Source organism: Desulfobulbus oligotrophicus (assembly GCF_016446285.1).
In the GTDB taxonomy this organism is placed as follows: domain Bacteria; phylum Desulfobacterota; class Desulfobulbia; order Desulfobulbales; family Desulfobulbaceae; genus Desulfobulbus; species Desulfobulbus oligotrophicus.
Window position 1 is genome coordinate 2,500,851 of the sequence record NZ_CP054140.1, and the last position, 21,694, is coordinate 2,522,544.

General features: G+C 53.8%; 22 protein-coding genes. 11 read left to right on the forward strand and 11 right to left on the reverse strand.

The genetic code is table 11. The features are described from left to right. Positions 1 to 10 precede the first annotated feature (10 nt). From HP555_RS11495 to HP555_RS11505, 3 genes are all read right to left on the reverse strand, one after another. A complete protein-coding gene (locus HP555_RS11495; RefSeq protein ID WP_199262634.1) occupies positions 11 to 799 on the reverse strand; it encodes a tetratricopeptide repeat protein in 789 nt (262 codons plus the stop codon). Positions 800 to 898: 99 nt separating this feature from the next. Continuing rightward, on the reverse strand, positions 899 to 3,166 hold the full coding sequence (locus HP555_RS11500) for a nitric oxide reductase activation protein NorD (RefSeq protein ID WP_233249163.1): 2,268 nt from the start codon (positions 3,164 to 3,166) through the stop codon (positions 899 to 901). A gap of 5 nt (positions 3,167 to 3,171) precedes the next feature. Next, positions 3,172 to 3,984 carry a CbbQ/NirQ/NorQ/GpvN family protein gene (locus HP555_RS11505; protein WP_199262638.1) on the reverse strand — a complete coding sequence of 271 codons (813 nt, stop codon included), beginning with the start codon at positions 3,982 to 3,984 and terminating at the stop codon, positions 3,172 to 3,174. Positions 3,985 to 4,172: 188 nt separating this feature from the next. Between HP555_RS11505 and HP555_RS11510 the strand changes: the two genes are divergently transcribed. Beyond that, a complete protein-coding gene (locus HP555_RS11510; protein ID WP_199262640.1) occupies positions 4,173 to 5,039 on the forward strand; it encodes a PHP domain-containing protein in 867 nt (288 codons plus the stop codon). 6 nt (positions 5,040 to 5,045) lie between these two features. Further along, the gene (locus HP555_RS11515; protein WP_199262642.1) at positions 5,046 to 6,434 is read left to right on the forward strand and encodes a sigma-54-dependent transcriptional regulator; all 1,389 of its coding nucleotides are present in this window, start codon (positions 5,046 to 5,048) and stop codon (positions 6,432 to 6,434) included. A gap of 45 nt (positions 6,435 to 6,479) precedes the next feature. Here the strand turns inward: HP555_RS11515 and HP555_RS11520 are convergent, their stop codons facing one another. The 4 genes from HP555_RS11520 to lpxK all read right to left on the reverse strand — a co-directional run bounded on the left by HP555_RS11520 (position 6,480) and on the right by lpxK (position 10,666). Further along, positions 6,480 to 7,343 (reverse strand): NAD(+)/NADH kinase, encoded by an 864-nt coding sequence (locus HP555_RS11520; protein WP_199262643.1) that lies wholly within the window; start codon positions 7,341 to 7,343, stop codon positions 6,480 to 6,482. After that, a complete protein-coding gene (proC, locus tag HP555_RS11525; RefSeq protein ID WP_199262645.1) occupies positions 7,340 to 8,155 on the reverse strand; it encodes a pyrroline-5-carboxylate reductase in 816 nt (271 codons plus the stop codon). Before proC ends, HP555_RS11520 begins: the two co-directional genes overlap by 4 nt. A 191-nt stretch (positions 8,156 to 8,346) precedes the next feature. Beyond that, entirely contained in the window at positions 8,347 to 9,345 is a 999-nt protein-coding gene (gene lpxC / locus HP555_RS11530; RefSeq protein ID WP_199262647.1) for a UDP-3-O-acyl-N-acetylglucosamine deacetylase, read from the reverse strand. Positions 9,346 to 9,592: 247 nt separating this feature from the next. After that, entirely contained in the window at positions 9,593 to 10,666 is a 1,074-nt protein-coding gene (gene lpxK / locus HP555_RS11535) for a tetraacyldisaccharide 4'-kinase (RefSeq protein ID WP_199262649.1), read from the reverse strand. A gap of 357 nt (positions 10,667 to 11,023) precedes the next feature. On the opposite strand from lpxK, the gene HP555_RS11540 reads away from it, so the two are divergent. The 8 genes from HP555_RS11540 to HP555_RS11575 are packed head-to-tail and all read left to right on the forward strand — an operon-like array spanning position 11,024 to position 18,348. Continuing rightward, complete coding sequence (locus HP555_RS11540) at positions 11,024 to 12,142, forward strand: branched-chain amino acid ABC transporter substrate-binding protein (protein WP_199262651.1); 1,119 nt, start codon at positions 11,024 to 11,026, stop codon at positions 12,140 to 12,142. Positions 12,143 to 12,181: 39 nt separating this feature from the next. Continuing rightward, positions 12,182 to 13,084: a branched-chain amino acid ABC transporter permease gene (locus HP555_RS11545; protein ID WP_199262653.1), complete on the forward strand. Its 903-nt coding sequence runs from the start codon at positions 12,182 to 12,184 to the stop codon at positions 13,082 to 13,084. Positions 13,085 to 13,111: 27 nt separating this feature from the next. Next, positions 13,112 to 14,362: an ABC transporter permease subunit gene (locus HP555_RS11550; protein WP_199262654.1), complete on the forward strand. Its 1,251-nt coding sequence runs from the start codon at positions 13,112 to 13,114 to the stop codon at positions 14,360 to 14,362. Beyond that, on the forward strand, positions 14,340 to 15,131 hold the full coding sequence (locus HP555_RS11555; RefSeq protein ID WP_199264555.1) for an ABC transporter ATP-binding protein: 792 nt from the start codon (positions 14,340 to 14,342) through the stop codon (positions 15,129 to 15,131). The genes HP555_RS11550 and HP555_RS11555 overlap by 23 nt, the downstream gene beginning before the upstream one ends. Next, positions 15,124 to 15,831: an ABC transporter ATP-binding protein gene (locus tag HP555_RS11560; RefSeq protein ID WP_199262656.1), complete on the forward strand. Its 708-nt coding sequence runs from the start codon at positions 15,124 to 15,126 to the stop codon at positions 15,829 to 15,831. The genes HP555_RS11555 and HP555_RS11560 overlap by 8 nt, the downstream gene beginning before the upstream one ends. A gap of 15 nt (positions 15,832 to 15,846) precedes the next feature. Next, positions 15,847 to 16,857, forward strand: a complete 1,011-nt coding sequence (locus HP555_RS11565; protein WP_199262658.1) for a Gfo/Idh/MocA family protein — start codon at positions 15,847 to 15,849, stop codon at positions 16,855 to 16,857. A 14-nt stretch (positions 16,858 to 16,871) separates the two neighbouring features. Next, entirely contained in the window at positions 16,872 to 18,071 is a 1,200-nt protein-coding gene (lpxB, locus tag HP555_RS11570) for a lipid-A-disaccharide synthase (RefSeq protein WP_233249165.1), read from the forward strand. Beyond that, positions 18,055 to 18,348, forward strand: coding sequence for a Smr/MutS family protein (locus HP555_RS11575; protein ID WP_199262662.1), 294 nt, complete (start codon positions 18,055 to 18,057; stop codon positions 18,346 to 18,348). Before lpxB ends, HP555_RS11575 begins: the two co-directional genes overlap by 17 nt. Here HP555_RS11575 and HP555_RS11580 read toward each other — a convergent pair. Together HP555_RS11580 and HP555_RS11585 are read right to left on the reverse strand one after the other, a co-directional pair. Then, the gene (locus tag HP555_RS11580; protein ID WP_199262664.1) at positions 18,317 to 18,841 is read right to left on the reverse strand and encodes a hypothetical protein; all 525 of its coding nucleotides are present in this window, start codon (positions 18,839 to 18,841) and stop codon (positions 18,317 to 18,319) included. The two genes, HP555_RS11575 and HP555_RS11580, sit on opposite strands and share 32 nt — an antisense overlap. After that, positions 18,838 to 19,101 carry an HP0495 family protein gene (locus HP555_RS11585; protein WP_199262666.1) on the reverse strand — a complete coding sequence of 88 codons (264 nt, stop codon included), beginning with the start codon at positions 19,099 to 19,101 and terminating at the stop codon, positions 18,838 to 18,840. The genes HP555_RS11580 and HP555_RS11585 overlap by 4 nt, the downstream gene beginning before the upstream one ends. Positions 19,102 to 19,443: 342 nt before the next feature. On the opposite strand from HP555_RS11585, the gene HP555_RS11590 reads away from it, so the two are divergent. After that, positions 19,444 to 20,214 (forward strand): YaaA family protein, encoded by a 771-nt coding sequence (locus tag HP555_RS11590; RefSeq protein WP_199262668.1) that lies wholly within the window; start codon positions 19,444 to 19,446, stop codon positions 20,212 to 20,214. Here the strand turns inward: HP555_RS11590 and HP555_RS11595 are convergent. Together HP555_RS11595 and HP555_RS11600 are read right to left on the reverse strand one after the other, a co-directional pair. Beyond that, a complete protein-coding gene (locus HP555_RS11595) occupies positions 20,209 to 20,646 on the reverse strand; it encodes an NINE protein (protein ID WP_199262670.1) in 438 nt (145 codons plus the stop codon). The two genes, HP555_RS11590 and HP555_RS11595, sit on opposite strands and share 6 nt — an antisense overlap. After that, positions 20,601 to 21,680 (reverse strand): glycoside hydrolase family 3 N-terminal domain-containing protein, encoded by a 1,080-nt coding sequence (locus tag HP555_RS11600; RefSeq protein ID WP_199262672.1) that lies wholly within the window; start codon positions 21,678 to 21,680, stop codon positions 20,601 to 20,603. The genes HP555_RS11595 and HP555_RS11600 overlap by 46 nt, the downstream gene beginning before the upstream one ends. Positions 21,681 to 21,694: the final 14 nt, after the last annotated feature.

Below are 21,694 nucleotides of genomic sequence, written 5' to 3' on the forward strand. Positions count from 1 at the left end.
GATGCGATCTTTACTTCTCTGGTGTCGGGGCTATACTTCCGGGTTCGGCAACATGTTCCACCCGGCGATACAGTTCAAGGGAAAGGGCCTGGGCCCGGTTGAGTTCCTCCCAGGACATCTCCATCATAAGATTGTTTCGATTTATTGAGGCAGTGGTATTTCCCCGGCTGGCTGCCAGTGAATACCAGGCATATCCCTTAGCCCTGTCCCTCTCAGCGCCGACGCCGGTGGCATACATCAGACCGGTGTTCGCCTGGGCCACAACATCTCCCTGATAGGCTGCCCGTTCATACAGTTGCAAAGCCTTTTGATAGTCAGGCACACCGCCCAGGCCGTGATAGTACAGATAGGCCAGATCATTTTGTGCTGTCACATTGCCGTTCTGGGCAGCCTTGCTCAGCCATTTTTCGGCCTCAAAGTAGTTCTGTGGAACCGCGTTACCGCGCAGGTACATGGCCCCGATAATACCCAATGACTCAGGCGACACCTTGCCCTGCTCCGCCGCCTTCAACAACCATTTAAAGCCATTGTGTCTATCCGGTTTCTCTTTGCCCTGCCCCTGATACAACATACCGCCAAAAATAAACTGCGCCTCGGCATCACCTCGCTCCGCAGCCTGCTGATACAACAGCAGGGCCCGCTCATAACTGACCGGCTCCCCTTTCCCGTAATACGCACGGTACGCCTGGGCTTTAAGCTTCTTGGCAATATCGTCGCCATACCCTTCCGCAGCTGTGAACAGACCTGCCGTCATCAGCAACAGAACAAGTATCTTGAGCAACCGTCGTTGTTCAGACATAAAAAACGAATCTGTCATTTTCGGTTATACAGCAAATTCTGCCAAGGGCTCCACCACCATCTCCTGGATAACACGATCCTCTCACTGTCGATCATGGTATCAGCTGGTAAGGGTCCGATAGATCTCCGACATCCGGGAAGGCAGCTGATTGATCTTGTCGATGAAGATGTAGTTCACCTCACCATACATATGGGCCATGTACTCATGGGCCTGGCGATCAATGGTGATACAAAAGGGATGGATCCCCATGGCTTTCGCCTCCAGCAGCGCGTGGCGGGTATCTTCAATGGCATACTCACCCTTATAGTCATCATAGTCCTCGGGCTTGCCATCGGAAAGGACTATCAGCAGTCGTACCTTGGCCTCAACCTTGGCAAACAATGAACTGACATGACGGATAGCCGGTGCCATGCGGGTGTACTCACGCGGACCGATGGCACTGATTCGCTGTCGGACTGTCTGGGAATAGCGTTCTTCCAGTCGTTTTATCGGAAAAATCTCACAGCGTAATCGTCGCATCCCGGAGAAACCGTAAATAGCGTACCGATCGTTCAAGACCTCCATAGCCTCACAGATAAGAACCAGGGCCTCCTTAATCGATTGCCCGACCCAGCCGGCTGTGGAGTTGGACATATCCACCAGAAAAGAGGCGGCAATATCACGCTGATCACGGGCCAGCCGGATAAACAGACGGTCTGACGGCGGATGGCCGGCGCGGACATCGGCCAGCGATTCCACCAGGGCATCAAAGTCAATATCATCACCGTCGCGCTGTCTTCGTATAAACCGTTCGCTGGTTTGCAGCAGTTCAAACTGATACCGCAGTCGACGGATCTGTCCCCGATACTTTTTCAGGGTCTGCTCGATAAACGTATTGTGGACGGGCGCCAGTTCCTTCTCCGTGACAACGCACCAGTTTTTCCGAAAACCTTTCCGCCGGTAATCCCATTCATCATACACAGCCGGTTCAACAGTCTTCTCCTCTGTTTTTGCATCAGCAGGACCACGGGACAGACGAGAGAAGAGCTGTCCTGATTTTCCAACCCCCGAGGCACTGCTCGCCTGCTCAACCACCCCGCTTTTGCCGGAAGATTCCTGATCAGCTGCCTGTTCAGACGGCTGTGACTCGCTGTTATCAATCCGCTGCGCCAGGGAATGCAGGAAAGGCGGTAACTGTTCCCATGCACTGTCCGTGTCAATGACCAGGGCCGTATCCGCAGCCTCCTGTCCGGCGGTATTCCCGGGTTCGAGATGCGGTTGGGTCGTCTTGTTCACCTTTGGCGGGAGCTGGGCTTTCATGGTCATCATGAGGCGCAACTCCTTATCAGTCTGCTCTTTTGCGCCCAGGTTACGCATCTCCTGCAAGCGCATAATCCCTTGAAAGAGAAGAGGGCTGGTGCCGGTAAACACTTCAGTTGCCGGAACAAGAGGCATCAGCTCACGTACCGCTTCCAAGCTGACCAGGTTATCCACCTCCTCTTCTTGATATCGCTGCATCAGGGCAACAGCCCGAGCAAGCAGCGGTGAAGAAGACGATACCGGCCACTGGCCCCGCAACAGGCCTCGCTGCAGCCAATCAAGCAGATTCAGCTGTGACGAATCATCACCGGTCAGTGGCAGCAACGGCAGAATAACCCCGGCTTCCCGCATCAGCCCCGGTAGCTCGTGACGCAAAAAGTTGAGTACTCGTGCTGTTTCAAAAATATGGTAGAGGCTGCGAGCTTTTTCCGGTTCTGAGAATCCAGAAAAGAAGCGATCCAATGGATGAGCGCTCTTCCGGGTTACCTCCAGCCACTGTGGTGCGGTGTACATCCCGCTGCTGAGAGAAGCCCACTGAAAAGAGACAATCAGTTTATAAAGAAAAAAATTGTGCTCATGGGTCTGCAACACTCCAATCGTATTGGGCAGAAAGATGGATTCCGAGTCAGTCCCGACCTCGTCAGCGGCAACCAGGGGCATCTCTTTGCCGGCAAGACCATTGACATAAGGCTGCAGTCGAGAACGAACATCGAGCAGCCGCACGCCGCCCTCCCCGCGAAGCCGGCATGCATACTGCTGTTCCACATCCGCCATGAACAGTCGTGCCTCACGCAACCCCCCGGTCTCATAGCGATCCAAAAGGCTGTGCACCCAAAGGGAGAGTTCTTCAACAGCAAGGCAACTAAGAGCAGGACCGGCGGCATTGAGATAAGCAAAGCAAAGCGAATGGGAGACCGGCCAGATCGCCGGCACCTGGGAAAAGATGCCGTCCAGATACTCGGCTTCATAGTCCAGTAACGGTTCCAGAGCAGCCTCAACATCCCATTCATTGGGCAGACTGGGGGCCACAAGCTGATAAAATTTTGTTTTCAGACTTTCCAGGTCCATTGGCATCAGAACAGAGAGCTGACCATCTCATCAAGTGCTGCAAGTAATTCCCGATCATCTGTGAGAGCTTCACTGATCGCGGCACGACAGGCGGTTTTGACCTCTATGCCCCGACCGATGAGCTGACCGGCCAGGATCAGCAATCGCGTCGACGCACCTTCAACAAGTCCCGAATCCTTCAGACCTCTGGTCATGACCGCCAACTTAACCAGAGACTTCGCCATCTCAGGTGCTAATCCTCCCTCCCTGCAGACAATCTCCACCTCTTTGTCAGGTTCGGGATAGTCGAAACTCAGGGCAACAAAGCGCTGTCGGGTGGAAGTTTTCAGATCTTTGAGCACACTCTGATACCCGGGATTGTAGGAGATGGCGAGCATGAACTCAGGAGGGGCTGTTAACAGTTCTCCCCGTTTTTCAATGGGCAGCTGCCGACGATCATCAGCTAGAGGATGGATAACAACGGTGGTGTCTTTCCGGGCCTCAACGATCTCGTCCAGGTAGCAGATAGCTCCGGCTCGAACAGCCATGGTCAGAGGACCATCTGTCCACACCGCCTCACCTGAGCGGATCAGGTAACGGCCGACCAGATCAGAGGTGGAAAGATCGTCATGGCACGATACCGTCACCAGCGGACGTTGCAAACGCCAGGCCAGATACTGCATAAACCGGGTTTTTCCGCATCCTGTCGGCCCTTTCAGTAACAGTGGTGTACCGTCATGGTAGGCTGCCTCAGCTATAGCGATTTCTTGCCCGGTGGATAAATAAAACGGTTCGGTGTCTATCTGATAGGCATCAAGATTCATACGAGGTGTTGGCATGATCACTCCTTATTGAGCAAGGGTTTCTGGCAATAATAAGAACAGCGCCGGCAAATGACAAGTCACTCCTTTGCAGTGATTCTATTTGGTTATTGCGCAATAACCAGTCCCTGAGTACAGTGTGTGGAGAAATCGAAACAACTGTCCACACACGACATCCCTTCCCAGGTGCAGTTCAAAACCCCAGTATGTGCGTCGATCTTCATATCCATTCCATTTATTCAGACGGAAGCCACACTCCGGAAGAACTGATAACCTTAGCTGTGCGCAACAGGTTGCAGGGACTGGCTCTGACAGATCATGACACCGTTGAAGGAGTGGAAGAGATCACTCGATTAGGATCTGAGGCCGGCATCATCACTGTTACAGGGGTGGAAATCAGTACCAACATGTATCAACGGGCAGTCCATATTCTCGGCTATGGTATTGATATCACTGATCCCAGGCTGAAAAGCTGGCTACAGCCCCTGCAGGAGGGACGAAAGCAACGCAACACCATTATCCTTCAAAAACTGCGTGATCTCGGTATTGTGATTCACGATGAAGAAGTACAGCGTGTTTCCGGCGGCGGTCTGGTCGGTCGCCCCCATATTGCTCGTCTTCTTATCGAAAAGAAGGTTGTGGACAGCTTTGATGCAGCCTTCAAAAGATATCTGGGTCGCAACCGGCCGGCCTGGGAGGACCGCTTCAGCTACTCCCCTGCCGCCAGCATTGATATGATTCACCAGATGGGCGGTATCGCGGTGCTGGCACATCCCGGTCACCTGGACCCGGAAATGCGATTACAGTCATCACTTATCAGAGAGTTGGTGCAGTACGGTCTTGACGGTGTTGAGTTCTATTATCCGACGCACACCAAAAAGATGAGGAAAAAGCTCAAGACCATTGCCGCTGACCATGGACTGCTGCTTACCGGGGGAAGTGACTTTCATGGCTCCACAAGGCCGACGCATCCCCTTGCCGGTGGCAGGGAGGGGTTTTGCCCTCCCCTGACCATGTTCGAAACACTGCTGGCCCATCTGCATCAAAGCCCTCAGCCATCTCTTTCCTGTTAAAGTACTATGCACACCATTTTAATTGTCGACGACGAACCCAACTATCTGATTGTCCTTGCTGAACTCCTTAAAGACGAAGGCTATGAGGTTTTTTCAGCAGAAAGCGGTTTAACTGCTCTCCCCATTGTGTACAGCACTGATCTGGACCTGGTACTCTCTGATATGAAGATGCCCGGGATGGACGGCATTGAGTTGCTGGCGAAGATCAAAGAGTACAATAGAGAGTTGCCCGTTATTCTCATCACGGCCTATGCTGAGGTTGAAAAGGCGGTGGAGGCCATGAGCCTGGGCGCCTTTACCTATTTAGCCAAACCATTTTCCAACCAGCAACTGTTGGCCAGTGTTACCAAGGCCATTGAACATTACGGCCTGATCCGGGAAATCAGAAGACTTCGGGCAGAGGCCGTTCCGCGTTCAGGATTCGGCGGCATGGTCGGCAAGAGCCCTTCCATGCGAATGGTGTATCAGTTAATTGAAAAGGTCGCACCAACCCCCTCTTCTGTTCTGATCACCGGTGAGTCGGGAACAGGTAAAGAACTGGTTGCCCGCGCAATCCATAATCTGAGCCCCCGTTGTGAGGCTCCTTTCATCTCTGTCAACTGTGCAGCCCTGTCGGAACATCTTCTGGAAAGCGAGCTGTTCGGTCATGAAAAGGGCGCGTTCACCGATGCTGTGGTCATGCGCAAGGGACGCTTTGAACTCGCCGACACCGGCACTCTTTTTCTTGATGAGATCGGTGAGATGTCTTCACAGTTGCAGGCCAAACTCTTACGGGTTCTTCAGGAAAAAAGTTTCGAACGGGTGGGTGGCTCAACCACGCAGAATGTTGATATCCGCATCCTTGCCGCCACCAACAAAGACCTTAAAGACGAGGTGGATAAGGGAAATTTTCGTGAAGATCTCTACTATCGTCTCAATGTTATCCACATTCATCTGACCCCCCTGCGGGAACGGGTGGACGATATTCCCGCTCTGGTGACCCATTTTCTCGAAAAAAACAGCCGCAACTTGGACAAAGAACTCGATATCTCTCCAGAGGCACTGCGCCTGCTTGTCAGTCTGCCGTGGGAAGGTAATGTGCGTGAACTCGAAAACACCATTGAACGCGCCGCCATCCTGTGCAGCAGCAATCGAATTGAACCTGAGGATGTACAGCCCGACTCAACCGAACTGTCCCCTTCCCATGACTGGAGTAAGGGTCTGGAACTCAGTCAGTTCATTCCGGAGCATCTCAGCTTGTCGGAAGTGTTAAACGGGATAGAGGAAAAACTGGTGCGTACAGCACTGGAAGATAACTTCTATGTGCAGGCCCGGGCAGCGGAACAGCTGGGTATCACCAAAAGCCTCCTGCAGTACAAGATGAAGAAATACAGTCTGCAGCGACGTAAACGGTGAGGCAAAGACCCCTTCTCTTTTGCCACAATCTGGTAGTGCACATCTTCAGCAGTGTTTACACGCCTTTTCCGGCAGGGGAATATCAACACTTGCCCCGCCCCAGTTGAGTTTATTTCGCAGGATATTGAAGTAACTTTTCCAGGGCGAACTGACAATGAGCAGTGGCAGCGACGCCTTCCGCACCTGCAGGTAATCGTTTTCAGTGATGGTCCACTGCAGTCCACCGTCAATAATAACCTTCACCTCTCCGGCGGGTGCGAGCAGCTGAGCCGTGATATTATGATCCGAACCCAGCAGTATCGGCCGGGATTCCAACATGAAAGGGCAGATCGGGGTCACAACAACGGCATCAAGTTCAGCGTGCACCACCGGCCCACCGGCAGAAAGATTGTATGCAGTGGACCCGGTGGGCGTGGCAATGATCAACCCGTCAGCCCGATAGGTGGTCACATATTCGCGGTCGGCCCAGCAGCGCAGGCGAATCATGGCCTCTGTGCTTTTCTTGACAATCACGACCTCATTCAAGGCGTGCACAGAAGCACTCTTTTCCCCGGTGGTTCCATTCACATAGGCAGCAGAAAGCATGATTCGTGTTTCTAAGCGCACGTCATCTTCAACCAGCAGCAGCTCCAGTGCCTCATATCGTTCGTCAGCAGCGATTTCGGTCAGAAAACCAAGGTTACCGAGGTTGATGCCCAACACCGGCAACTGATACTCAGCCGCCTTATCCGCCACATGAAGCAGTGTCCCATCACCACCTAACACGATGAGAATATCCATGTGCCGATCAATCCGGTTGAAATCAGCCCGGATGGATCGACATTTAAACCAGTCGACCATCTCCCGACCGATGGCATCAACCTCCGGACTGTCCGGCCGTGTGATCACCCCTGCGTACTGAATATTCATGCCCCCAGCTCCCTGGAACGATCTGCTGCCGTTTTAATGGCTGCCATGACCATCCCACGCAACCCACCCTGTTCCAGTACCTGCACACCACTGATGGTCGTTCCGCCCGGTGAGGTTACCTGAGCTTTCAGTACTGCCGGATGTTCACCGGTCGTCAAAGCCAGCCTGGCCGACCCATAGACCGTCTGCAAAGCTAACTGTTCAGCAACAGAGCGCGGTAATCCGGCCAGAACACCGCCGTCAATCATGGCCTCAATAAAGGTCAGCACATACCCGGGCCCGGAGCCGCTTAAACCGGTCACAGCGTCAAGCAGATGTTCCTCCACCTCAGTACATGTGCCCACAGACGAGAGAATGGCAGCGGCACTCTGTCGATCTTCATCCGTGGCTTCGACGTTGGCACAGTATGCCGAGGCTCCGGCTAAAACCAGTACAGCGATATTGGGCATCACCCGGATCAGCCGTACCGGTCCGGACAAAGCAGCAGTCAGGGAGGCTAAGGATATGCCGGCCATAATCGAGATGACCAGGTGCTGCTGCTGTATACAAGGTTGGTACTGCTCCAGAACAGGTATGCCCACCTGCGGTTTGACAGCCACCAGCAACAGTTCGCTGTTTGAACAGAGCAGTCCCGGATCCTGCGTACATTGCACCCCGTACGTTTTCGTCAGATAATCACATCGACTGCTGTCCGGTTCAGCAACAGTTATTTGGGCAGGGGTCAGCAACTGTGCAGTCAACAGGCCGCGGATAAAAGCTTCAGCCATTTGACCACCGCCGATACAACCGAGGGGAGGAATAGAATGCGACATATCTTCTGGAAAGTTTTGAGAGAAGGTAAGGTATACTCCGCTGTCGACGCCGCTACTATACGGCGGATCAGCAAAGCCGACAAGAGCGGGACTGTGATCAATCTGCCGGCATATAAAAAAACCGCCGGTACATCTTCCGGCGGTTATCCTGGAACATATCGTTTTTCAGATCTTTTATACGGCAGTCAAGCTTATATCAGACAAACAGGTTGAGGGGAGATGTTTGAACCAAGGGGCCTGAAAAGAGGAGCGAACCGGTTTCCGGAGTCCTGCGTTGTCTTCACAACCTGGCGAAGCAGCGAATTGCCATTCTTTTTGAACGTCACATACTCCCAGGCAAGTGGATTGCCGATGATTGCCTGCATGAAGGCATGATGCAAACCATGACCGGAACAATCAGCAGTTACATGCCCCATGAGCGGTGAACCAAGCAAGGCCATGTCGCCGATGATGTCCAGTACCTTATGACGGATAAACTCGTCATCAAAACGCAATCCGTCCTCATTGAGAATAGAACGACGATCCCAATGAATGGCAATGACATTGTCGAGTGTACTTCCCAGCGCCAGACCATTCTGCCAGAGATGTTCGACCTGTTCGACAAATCCGAAGGTCCGCGCCTTGGCAATTTCTTTAATAAATCGCTCCGGGGTGACCTCAATGGAATACTGCTGTTCGTTGATCAGGGCATCGTCAAACTGAATCCGGGCCGTAACTTTATACCCGTTATACGGGTCAATGCGGATTGACTTGCTGCCCTCTGTATAGACGATCGGCCGGGTGATGCGCATGACCTTCCGCAACGCCCGCTGGCGGAGCAGACCTGCTGTTTTCAACAGCCGGATAAACGGCCCGGCGCTGCCGTCCATAATGGGCACTTCGTGTGAATCAAGCTCAACAACAGCGTTATCAACCCCGCATCCGCGCAGAGCAGCCAGCAGGTGTTCTGTTGTGGATATGGCATGGGCCCCTTTTCCGATGGTGGTAGCCAGTGTTGTCTGCGACACCTGTTCAACCCGGGCCGGAATAACAGGCCGATCCGGCAGGTCGGAACGAAGGAACTGGATACCGGTATGGGCCGGAGCCGGATTTATGGTGAGGTTGACTGTTCTGCCGGTATGCAATCCAACACCACAACAGCTGACACCCCGTTGAATGGTATGTTGATGTGGCTCTATCTGATATGACATGATGACTCCCAATGAAGGAGGAAATGTAGAGAAGACAATAACACTTTATTTTCTTTAAGCAATTTTCAAACCAATATCAGAAAACCACAACAATACCATTAGAGAATTCAAAAATTTTAACTAAATCAAAATAATAGAACTTTTATGTCTTCAATCGGCACCTTTATGCACAACACGACTGTGTCAAAAACAACACAGCAATTCGCCTGGGTTGTGTTGTTCACGCAACACAAAAATATTAAAGGGATCAGGAAGATGGACGCCGGGAGCGAAGAGCGCGAAGAACTGTTGCCGTAAATTCTTCATCAACCAGCACCTGCATACGAATACCGTAGAGCGGTACAGGCAGCTGGTGCGCATAGCCGGAAAATTTAACCAGGTCCTTTTCCGTGGTCAGCAGAAAATCAGCACCTGTTTTCCGAGCAGTGCTAATCAGCCGTTCCACCAGCGAATCGGAGTATTGCCGATGATCAGCAAAACCGGTAAACCCGGTGAGGTCCACTCCGATCCCCTGGACTGTTTCCCGAAACGATTCTGGATGGGCAATGCCGCAGAAACCATATCCTTTCAGGCTGGCAACCGTTGCCGCAGCAACGGGCACTGTCTCACCGGACGGCATCAGACGAACCAGCGTCTCCACCTCATAACCGGTGAGGAACGTTGGAATTCCAGGAAATTTTGTTGCAAGCAGGTCACGGAACCGTTGAGCCCGATCACGGTTCGCCTCATACACACCTGTCAGTACAAAACCAGTGGCCCGATGCAGTGCTGCAACAGGTTCGCGAAGATCTCCACCGGGAAAGACCCGTGAATTGCCTGCCAAACGGTCTGTATTAAACAGGACCAGATTGACATCACGTTGGATGGGCAGGTGCTGAAAACCGTCATCAAGCAACAGGACATCAGCACCAAGGTCAACAGCCCGCTGTGCCGGTAAGCGACGGACAATACCTGTTAAGACAGGAACACCCGGCAGTGTTTCGGCAAGCATTCGGGGTTCGTCGCCCGCTGCTTTCGCATCAAGCAGAAGAGAACAGCCGTCTGAGACGATGTTCACAGGGCCCTGGGCCGTTCCACCGTAACCGCGACTGATGATCGCCGGCTTAAAACTGTTCTGCTGCAGCAATCGGGCAAGATAGTGCACCATGGGGGTCTTACCGGTGCCACCCATGGTTAAGTTACCGACACTGACAACCGGTACCGGAAAGTGATACGACCGGAAAACACCACGCCTGTACCCTGCCTCCCGGGCGCGCATTGCCCAGCTGTACAGGGGAGAAAAAGGTCGTCCCAGAAAAAAAAGAAGCGGCGATGTTTTCATAAGTCCTCGTTAGCAGACAACAAACCAAAATCACTGAACACTATCGACAGCGGGTAGAAAGACAGGGTATCCACAGATACAAAAGGCCGCCCGGGCAACTCTTCCCCCTCTGAGGTTCGACGATTCCATCGTACTGTCTCATAAACACGTCACTTTAAAAGCGTACACAATAATGACCGATACTCGCTGCCAACCATCTTCTGTCGAGCATCTCCTCTTCTCAGGAGAAGAACACCTGTCATCAACGGGTCATTTTTAGTGCAAAAAACAACGAATGCAGTATGAAAAAGCAGATCAAAAAGATAAAGTATATGTTTTTGTTTTACAAATCAAACCCTAAGAAAGGTGGAACATTCGATGCGAACGACCTTGTTTTCTTTTACCCTTGTCTTTTTCATCCTGCACCTCCTGCAGTCTCCACTTCATGCCGCAGACACCATCAAAATCGGTGTTACCGGAGCCCATCAGGGTGATCTGGCCTCCTACGGTTTACCCTCGTTAAAAGCAACCCAACTGGTCGTCAAGGATGTCAACGCTCAGGGAGGCATTAACGGCGTTCCCATTGAGCTGCTGGTTGAAGACGATGGCTGCAAACCGGAAGTAGCCACCAATGTGGCCACCAAACTGGTGGCAGCCGGAGTACGGGCAGTGATCGGCCCCGTCTGTTCCGGTCCGACCAAAGCTACACTGCCGATCTATCGGGACGCCAATGTGGTGGTTATCTCGCCTGCAGCCACCACCCCCAACCTCAGTCAAGACGGTGCATATCCGAATTTTTTCCGCACCATAGCTGCAGATGACACCCAGGCGCGTCTGCAAACTGATTTTACTTTGCAGACCCTCAAGGCTAAAAAGATCGCCATCCTTCATGACAAGGGGGACTATGGCAAGGGGCTTGCCGAATATGCGAAAACCTTCATCGAACAGTCTGATAACGCCAAAGTGGTACTTTTTGAAGGTGTCACCCCGGGCGCTGTCGATTACTCTGCCGTGATTCAGAAAATCAAGCGCTCCAATGCAGATGCCGTTCTCTTTGGCGGCTATCATCCCGAGGCCTCCAAAATTGTTGGCCAGATGCGCCAGAAACGCTTAACCATCCCTTTTATTTCCGATGATGGCGTCAAAGATGCTACTTTTATCAAGGTAGCCGGCAAAGATGCGGAAGGTGTGTATGCCACCGGACCGGCAGATGTGTCCAACAACCCGATTGCCATTATGTATCGTGAAAAATTCAAGGCAGCCGAGGGGACGGAGCCGGGTTCTTTCTTTAACAACGCCGTTGCCGCAGCACTTGCTCTGACCCAGGCCATGACCAAGGCCGGGTCAGCGGACGCAGATGCGGTGAAAGAGGCTCTGCGCGCGCACGCGGTTGCCACTCCTTTTGGCGATATAACCTTTGACGACAGGGGAGAGCCGGTGGGCATAGGATTCTTTATTTACCAGGTACAGAACGGACAGTTTGTTCTGGTCCAATAACCACTGATCGGATTCTTCCCATTCGAACGCTGAGATTGCATGGATTATTTCATTGAACTGCTCTTTAGTGGACTCACACGAGGATCCATTTATGCCCTGATCGCTCTCGGGTACACCATGGTGTACGGGATCATCGGATTAATTAACTTTGCCCATGGTGAAATGTACATGATCGGTGCCTTCACCGGTCTCATCGTTGCGGAGATTTTACTGATCTACCAGTTCCCCCTCCCGGCTGTTTTTGTTCTGACAGCGCTTGCCGCTGTTGTCTGGTCTTCTGCCTATGGGTATACGGTTGAACGCATTGCCTACAGACCACTGCGCAAAGCCCCTCGTCTGGCCCCGCTCATCTCGGCAATCGGCATGTCCATCTTTCTCCAGAACTATGTCCAGCTTGTGCAGACAGCGGACTTTCTGCCTTTTCCATCCCTGATTCCCGAGTTTGCCTTTCTGGAACCCTATGCAGGTGTCATCGGCTCCACAGATGCCGCAATCCTTGTGGTTTCCCTGCTGGCCATGTTACTGTTGTCAGCCATGGTCAAATGGACACGGATCGGTAAGGCCATGCGAGCTACTGCTCAAGATCAGAAGATGGCGCTGCTCGTCGGCGTCAATGTTGATCGCATCATATCGTTCACCTTTGTCCTTGGTTCCGGTCTGGCAGCCATCGGTGGTGTCCTGATCGCCTCTCATGTCGGCCAGATCAATGTCTTCATCGGATTCATTGCCGGCATCAAGGCATTTACCGCTGCTGTCCTTGGAGGTATCGGTTCTATTCCTGGTGCGGTTCTGGGCAGCTATGTCCTTGGGCTGACCGAATCTTTGACCACCGGCTATGTGTCCAGCGATTATGAAGATGTCTTTGCCTTTGCCCTGCTGGTCCTGATACTGATCTTTCGTCCCAACGGGCTTTTGGGCAAGGCCTCTGTTGACAAGGTCTAATTTCTCCTTACGGATACAAGCAGTCTCATGATCACCAGACACGATCTCCGCCACGCCTGCCTTACCGGGCTTTGGTTTATGTTTCTCACCTTTCCCCTTGTGGTGATCAAGGTCAATCCCATCGAACACATTGTTCTGTGGCGCTGGTCCAACATGTTGTGGATAGGAGTAATCAGCTTTCTTGCCTCACTGATCATCCGCCTTGTTCAGGCCCGCCGCCTCCTCACCCGCCGGGAAGAGAAAGATCCTATCCGGCCGCAGACACCTGCCCAACCGTTTGATGTTCTGCGCCGACCAGCGTTTCTTACCGCTGCCCTCATCGCTTCAGCCCTGCTTCTGACCTGTTTTCCCCTGTTTTTTTCCTCCTACCAGGTGAACATCATGACCACTGCGCTGATGTATGTGGTGCTCGGCCTGGGACTGAACATCGTTGTCGGTATGGTCGGCCTGCTGGATCTGGGGTATGTCGCCTTTTATGCGGTGGGAGCCTACACCTATGCCCTCCTCCACCTCCACTTCAACCTGGGTTTCTGGATGGCACTCCCCATTGGCGGCCTGCTGGGTGCCCTGTTCGGACTGCTGCTCGGTTTCCCGGTCTTGCGACTCCGCGGTGATTATCTGGCCATCGTTACCCTGGCCTTTGGTCAGATCGTTCGCCTTGTCCTTGAAAACTGGAGCGAATTTTCTAAAGGACCGAGCGGTATCGCCAACATTGCCAGACCGAGCCTGTTCGGACTGTCGCTGTCGCCTGAGGCCACCATCAACTACCTGTACTATCTGATGATCGGCCTGGTCGTTCTTACGGTCTTTGTTGTCTATCGGCTGCAGAACTCCCGTATCGGTCGAGCCTGGCAGGCACTGCGGGAAGACGAAATAGCGTGTCAGGCAATGGGTATTGACAAAACAAAAATCAAGCTGTCCGCCTTTGCCTTAGGCGCCACCTGGGCAGGCATGGCCGGTGTGTTTTTTGCCGCCAAAACAACCTTTGTCAATCCGGCCAGTTTCACCTTTATGGAATCTGCAATCATCCTCTGCATCGTTGTTCTTGGCGGCATGGGGTCGATTGTCGGCGTTATTGCCGGTGCACTGATCCTTATTCTGCTCCCCGAATACCTGCGTATCATTGCCGATTACCGGATGCTGGCCTTTGGCGCCATCCTGGTGGTCATGATGATTGTCCGCCCCCAGGGGCTGATTGCACCAAAACGCCGAACGTACACCCTCCCATCAACACATGACCAGACCAATTCTCCCCATGCCGCCACTCCTGACCGTTAACAAGCTGAGTATGGATTTCGGTGGCATACGTGCCATTGACAAATGCAGCCTGCGCATCAAGCAGGGTGAAATAGTCGCCCTGATCGGCCCCAACGGTGCCGGCAAAACCACATTTTTCAACTGCCTCACCGGCATCTATCAGCCAACAGCCGGTGAACTCCTGTGGACACCGCCAAACAGTCCGAGCCGCACCTTAAACGGACTCAAACCCCATCATATTACCGAACAGGGGCTGGCTCGCACCTTTCAGAACATCCGCGTGTTCCGCAGCATGACGGTTCTTGAAAATGTGATGATCGGCCGGCACTGCCGGACAACCGCCACAATTTTAGGTGCGATTCTCCGCCCGCCATCGGTCGCCAGAGAAGAACAAAAGACCATTGCTACCAGCTTTGCCCTGCTTGAACGGGTCGGGCTGGCTGATGTTGCGCATGAACGGGCCGACAACCTGCCCTATGGAGCGCAACGACGGCTGGAAATAGCCCGGGCTCTGGCCACAGACCCGCTTCTTCTCCTTCTGGACGAACCAGCCGCCGGAATGAACCCGCAGGAGGGACAGGAGCTGGAAACACTCATCCGGTCCATCAACAACGACCGGACAGCTGTGCTGTTAATTGAGCATGACATGCAACTGGTAATGCGCCTGGCTGATCACATCTTTGTTCTTGAGTATGGCCGTCTCATTGCCGAAGGGCCGCCGGAAGCGATACGAAACGATCCGGCAGTGATCCGGGCCTATCTCGGTGAAGAGGAAGATCATTATGCTTGAACTACAGAACATCAGTGTGTTTTACGGTAATATTCAAGCACTGTATGACATCTCCATCACGATCCAACAGGGAGAGATCGTCACCTTAATCGGCGCCAATGGTGCGGGTAAATCCACCACGCTCATGACCATAAGCGGTATTCTGTCGCCTCGACACGGTCGCCTGACCTTTCTCGACCGGCAGATCTCCGGCCTTATGCCGGATCGTATTGTTCAACTCGGGATCAGTCAGGTACCGGAAGGCCGTCATATCTTTCCCGCCCTCAGTGTTTCCGAAAATCTTGACCTGGGTGCCTTTCTCCGCCGCGACCATGCCGCCATCGCCGCAGACAAGGCCTGGTTGTACGGCCTGTTTCCCATTCTGGAGAAGAGACGGCAGCAACCCGGCGGCACGCTTTCCGGCGGTGAACAGCAGATGCTGGCCATTGCCCGCGCCCTGATGGCCCGGCCCAAACTCCTGCTCCTTGACGAACCGTCCATGGGCCTGGCCCCTTTAATCATAAAACAAATTTTTGAAATACTGATCAGACTTAACAATGAACACCAGACAACCATCTTTCTGGTTGAGCAAAATGCAAACTTAGCGCTGCGCATTGCACACCGCGGCTATGTTCTTGAAAACGGCAGGGTCGTTCTTCATGGGGATGCAGCGGGACTGCGGAACAATCCCGTTGTTCAGAAAGCTTATCTTGGTATGTGACAACACAATAACAGTATGGATACAATTATAAAAGTCGGTGTGATAGGTGTCGGATATCTCGGTCGGTTCCATGCGCAGAAATATGCGGCAATGGAAGGAGTGGAACTCATCGGTGTTGCCGACACCGATGGCGGCAGGGCTGCACTGGTGGCTGATGAGTGCGGTACGCGGCCCTTTACCGACTATCGTGCCTTACTTCCCCTGGTGGATGCGGTCTCCATTGTTGTGCCCACCACCCTCCACCATCAGGTCGGCAAGGTCTGTCTGCAGGCCGGCATTGATGTGATGATGGAAAAGCCCATCACCACCACAGTGGCTGAAGCGGACGACCTGATCCGCATCGCCCGGGCCGGGGAGCGAATCCTCCAGGTCGGCCATCTGGAACGGTTCAACCCCGCGGTTATGGCCATGCAACCGCTCCTCACCCATCCGCTCTTTATCGAGGCTCACCGGATTGCCGTGTTCAAAGAAAGGGGAACTGACGTTGATGTGGTGCTGGATCTGATGATTCACGATATCGACATCGTGCTCTCCATTGTCCAGGCCCCGATTGTTTCCATTTTAACGGCCGGGGCACCCGTGGTCACCCGGTTCACGGACATTGCCAATGCCCGCCTGATCTTTGCCAACGGCTGTACGGCAAATATTACGGTCAGCCGTATTTCCCTGGACAACATGCGTCGTATGCGAATCTTTCAGCCGGGTCAGTATCTCTCTGTTGATTTCGGCAAGAAAGAGATCATGACCGTGCGCCTGAAGCCGGGAACAAAAGGCAGCCCCCCTGCCCCAGAGATCAGCAAAGTGAACTTCGCAGAACAGGATGCCCTGGAGATGGAGCTGCACAGCTTTGTTCAGCACGTCCGTGACCGCACCCAACCGACTGTCAGCGGTGAAGCCGGTCGGCGTGCTCTTGATATCGCACTGCAGGTAGTCAGCCAGATACGCATGAACCGGGAACAGGTCGAACAGATACTCATGGAAGAAGGTCGAGGCGATCTGTTGAACTTTCTTCAGCCGTCCCATTAACAGAGATGGTGCCAGTGACGGATTCTGATCCGGCCACCACCCCCCGGGAGGTGATGATTGTAGCTGGAGAGGCCTCAGGGGATCTGCACGGTGCCAACCTGGTCCGTGCCATGCGGGAACAGTCTCCTGAGCTGCGATTTTACGGCATGGGCGGGATCGAGCTGGAGCGGGCAGGTGTGGAGTTACTCTACGATGCCGCCAAACTGGCGGTGGTCGGGGCAGTGGAAGTGTTCAGTCACCTCCCTGACATTCTCCGTGCCCGCCGGATTCTGATTGCCCGTCTCCGGCATCAACGCCCTGCTCTCCTCATCCTGATCGACTATCCGGATTTCAATCTGATGCTGGCAAAGGTCGCCAAACAACTGGGTATTCCTGTTTTTTATTACATCAGTCCGCAGGTATGGGCCTGGCGCAGCGGACGGGTGCAGACCATTAAAAAACGAACGGATCGGATGGCGGTCATTCTGCCCTTTGAACAGGCCTTCTACGCCGAACACGGTATGCAGGTCGATTTTGTCGGCCACCCCCTGCTGGACAACATCCAACCCACATGCACCCCGGCACAGTTTAAAGCACAACACCACATCGATCCCCTACGCCCGGTTATCGGGCTGATACCGGGAAGCAGACGAAAGGAGGTGGCGGTCCTGCTGCCCGAATTCCTCGCTGCAGCCGGTCTGCTGTCTGCTGCCCATCCGCAACCAATTTTTCTGCTTGCCCAGGCACCAACCATTGACACGGCTCTACTGAGAGAACATGGTCTGGACCGATGGCAACAACAGCTTGATCTCCGTGTAATCACCGAAGATCGATATGCCATGATGGCAGCCTGTGATGTGGCTGTGGCGGCATCCGGCACGGTTACCCTTGAGCTGGCGATCCTGGATACACCCACTGTGGCTGCTTATCGGATCAGCCCGCACACCTACTGGCTGGGCAGACTGCTGATCCGTGGACTTCCCTTTTTCACCCTTGTCAACCTGATTGCCGATCAGGCCATCCTGCCGGAACTTCTCCAGAGTGCGGTGACCCCACAGCGGATCGCTCAGGAGGTGTCGACTTTGCTCAACAATGCCCAGGCCCGGTCAAACATGCTGACAGGTCTCAAAGAGGTTCGGCAGCGGCTGGGCGGACCGGGTGCCTCAAAACGAGCGGCAGCCATAGCCTTTTCTCTCCTTAACACGCGGAGACAGCAGAATGGATACCAATCCTGATGACCTTGAGCCGATTGAACTGCCGATTGACGGTACGCTGGACCTCCACACCTTTCGCCCGCAGGATCTCGGTACCCTGATCCCCGACTATCTCCAGGAGTGCAGGGACCGGGGCATAACTGAAGTACGCATTGTTCACGGCAAGGGGACCGGTGCCCTGCGCCGCTCTGTCCATGCCATCCTGGCCCGGCTCGACTGTATCCAACACTACCGTTTAGCCGATGAAACAGCTGGTTCCTGGGGTGCTACACTGGTGGTTCTTCGGAAGAAGCAGTAGCCTGCTGCATCGGCTCAACAAGACCGTGCTGTACCGCAAGTGTGCGGACCTGCAGCATGAATGTCGACGGCAGGGGCAGAGGCCGACTCTCCTGCAGAATTCCGAGAGCCCTGGCCATGAGCAATGAGGGGATGGAGTGAATACCTTCCTGGTTGTCACAGATGATCTTCATACGGAGGGTATCGGTAATCAACGGCAACAGAGGAGCGATCCTGGCTGCAAGTTCCCGCAGTTCCAGCTCGACAAGCTCGCGGTTGGCTGCCGCAAATGCAGCCACCTCCCGGTCTGCCGGTTGCGTGCCGAACAGATTGTTGATCACTGCGCCGGCTAACCGGGTGTGATGGGGTTCCGGGACATCTGCATACCGGTTGTGGATATCCTGGCGCAGCTCCTTAAAGAGGAGCATCTGCACTGTTGTGATCGCCTCGCGCATCACCGGGATGAGCTTATTTTCAATCAGTGGTTTGTCCATATCCTTATCCGCCCTGTTCATAACACCATCCGTATAGCCGGATCAGCAGCAAACCGGTTGTACAGGTCAAGGCGATTCTCTTCACTTGTCACCATTACCTCCACACTGATACTTATGTAACGACCACCCGAACTTACGTTGCCGTCACTCACAGTGCAGGTCTCAAGATTGACCACTGTCTGTATCGCCTGCAGAATGGTTGTGCGTTCTTCTCCAATCAGACGATACTGCCAGTGGCAGGGATATTCGATATCCGGTTTACAGCGAGCACATCTGTCCATATCACTCTCCTCCCAGAAAACCCCGTATCTAACCGATGTTCAGACAACCGGAAGATTGTCTTCTTCTTTTTTTAAGCACAATGCTGCACTGGTAGAGTCAGGATCTTTCTTTCAGTTTTTTTTAAAGACCTGTTCCGCGTCATTCATTCCTGCCTGTCAAGCAACAGATGCTACTGTGCAGGTGATGACGAAAACTGGTACACTGTGCATCGCTCCGAGTGCACAGGTTCTGTTGCTGCTACCTGGCAGCCCCTGTCAGACAACGGGCAGCAGCAGAACTCCGGACAGTCCCGAACGCTCCTCCGGCCCGCACCTTCATCATCCTGCACCCTGGAAACTGCCATGCTTATTCTCTCACCTTCCAAAGGACAACAGCAATCAACAGCACCCCCCGGGGTGATCACCACCGTTCCGGAATTCCTGCCCCAGGCAAAACAGTTGCTCGCCTCTCTACGCACCCTCTCACCTGATGAGCTAACCGCCCTGATGCGGCTGGGGCCGTCGCTGGCTGAGCGAACCTACGCGCAGCTGCACACCATGGAGCTGGACAGTCTTCTGACAGCCGGCAGTCCGGCTCTGCTCACCTTTCGCGGTACTGCCTTTCACGGCATCAACGCCCGGCAGTGCAGTGCTGCTGACCTTACCTTTGCCCAGCAACATGTGCGCATTCTTTCCGGACTCCACGGCGTGCTGCGTCCACTTGACCGTATACTGCCCTATCGTCTGGAGATGGGAACCCCGATGCCCAATGAGCAGGGAAAGACTCTGTATGCGTACTGGGCCGAACGTATCACCACACACCTGAACAAAGCCCTGGCTCAGGAACAGCAGCCGCTGCTCATCAATCTCGCCTCACAGGAGTATGCCAGAAGTGTGCTCCGCTCCCAACTGATTGCGCCATGGCTTGATATTCAATTCAAGGAAGAGAACGGTGAGCAGCTGAAAACTGTAACGATCTACACGAAAAAAGCCAGGGGTCTGATGGCTGGTTTTTTCATCCGCCACCGGTTACGCGATCCGGAAGAACTCAAAGGATTTACTGAAGACAGGTATCGTTTCAGGCCGGAACTGTCCACAGACCAGGTATGGCTTTTTACCCGACCTGCTTCATGAACCGTTTGTCAACGACTTCATGTCCGGGCGATGCTGAGCAGTGCTGTTCACCAGGGTCACCTGCTCGTTCAATGTCCACAGATCGTAGATATAGCCCAGCCCGCAGATTCCAAAGGTCAGCAGATAGAGGATCCCGGTGCCGATTTTGCCCATGTACAGACGGTGCATGCCGAATAGACCCAAAAATATCAGGAGCAGCCAGGCGACATTGTAATCGATCGGACCGGTGACATAACGGATATCCGCCTCCCGATCCATCTGCGGGATGAGAAACAGGTCAACAATCCAGCCGATGAACAAGAAACCCATGGTAAAGAAGTACAGGGTACCGGATAAGGGTCTGCCGTAGTAAAACCGGTGGGCACCTATAAAACCAAAGAGCCAGGCTACATAGCCGATGAGCAGATTGTGGGAGGTGCGGGTACTTTCCATGGGTGTTGTCCTGCAATTTTCTTTTTGAATAAGGCAATCCGTGCCAACGACTGACGGATACGCTGTACATCAACTCTCCCGTCCGCAAGCATGTCTTCTATGGCACGAATGCCTGCAGTCACAGCATCCTCACGCGGGGTCAGATTGTTACCGACCACCAGAACATCCACACCGGCCAGCACCGCACGCTGCACGGCCTCCGCATACCCCCACCTCCGGCTGATGGCCTGCATCTGCAGATCATCGCTGAACACCACACCGGTAAAACCAAGCTGCTGCCGCAGCAGCCCGGTGATGATCTGTGGTGACAGGGTCGCCGGTAATCCTGAGGGGTCAAGTCGGTGATGCACCAGATGTGCCGTCATGACGGCATCATCATATCCGGCGGCAAAAAGGCAGCGATAGGGATCCAGTTCCTGCTGCTGCCAACAGGATGTCACGTCAACAAACCCCAGGTGCGAGTCGCTGCCGGCACTGCCGTGGCCGGGAAAATGTTTGAGACAGCAGCCGATGCCATGGTGATGATGGGCCGCAATAAAGGCCTGTGCATGGGCAGCCACGATGTCTGGTCCGCATCCGAAGCTGCGCTGGTAGCGGCCGATAATCGGATTATCAGGATTGAGATCAAGATCCACCACCGGCGCAAAATTAAGAGTAATACCAAGTGCTGCCATCTCCGCGGCCATAACAGCTGCAGATGTGGCAGTACCCTGCACGCCGGATTCGGCCAGCTCCTTTGCACTGGGTGATGGAGCAAAGCCGGCCTGTGCCTTGAGACGGCACACCTTGCCGCCTTCCTGATCAACAGCGACAAAGGGCTTTTCAACGGCATACCGGTTGAGACTGTGCACCAGTTCCCGTACCTGCTGAGGTGAGCGGATGTTCTGAATCGTGCCGTCAACATTGCGCTCAAAAAGCAGGATGCCACCCAACCGGTTTTCAGTCAGGGCCTCGACAATCCAGTGATCCGGCCCTACTGTAGTCCCCAGAAAGCCAACGGTAAACATCTGACCGATCGGCAGTTGCTCCGACACGTCTGTTCCTGTGT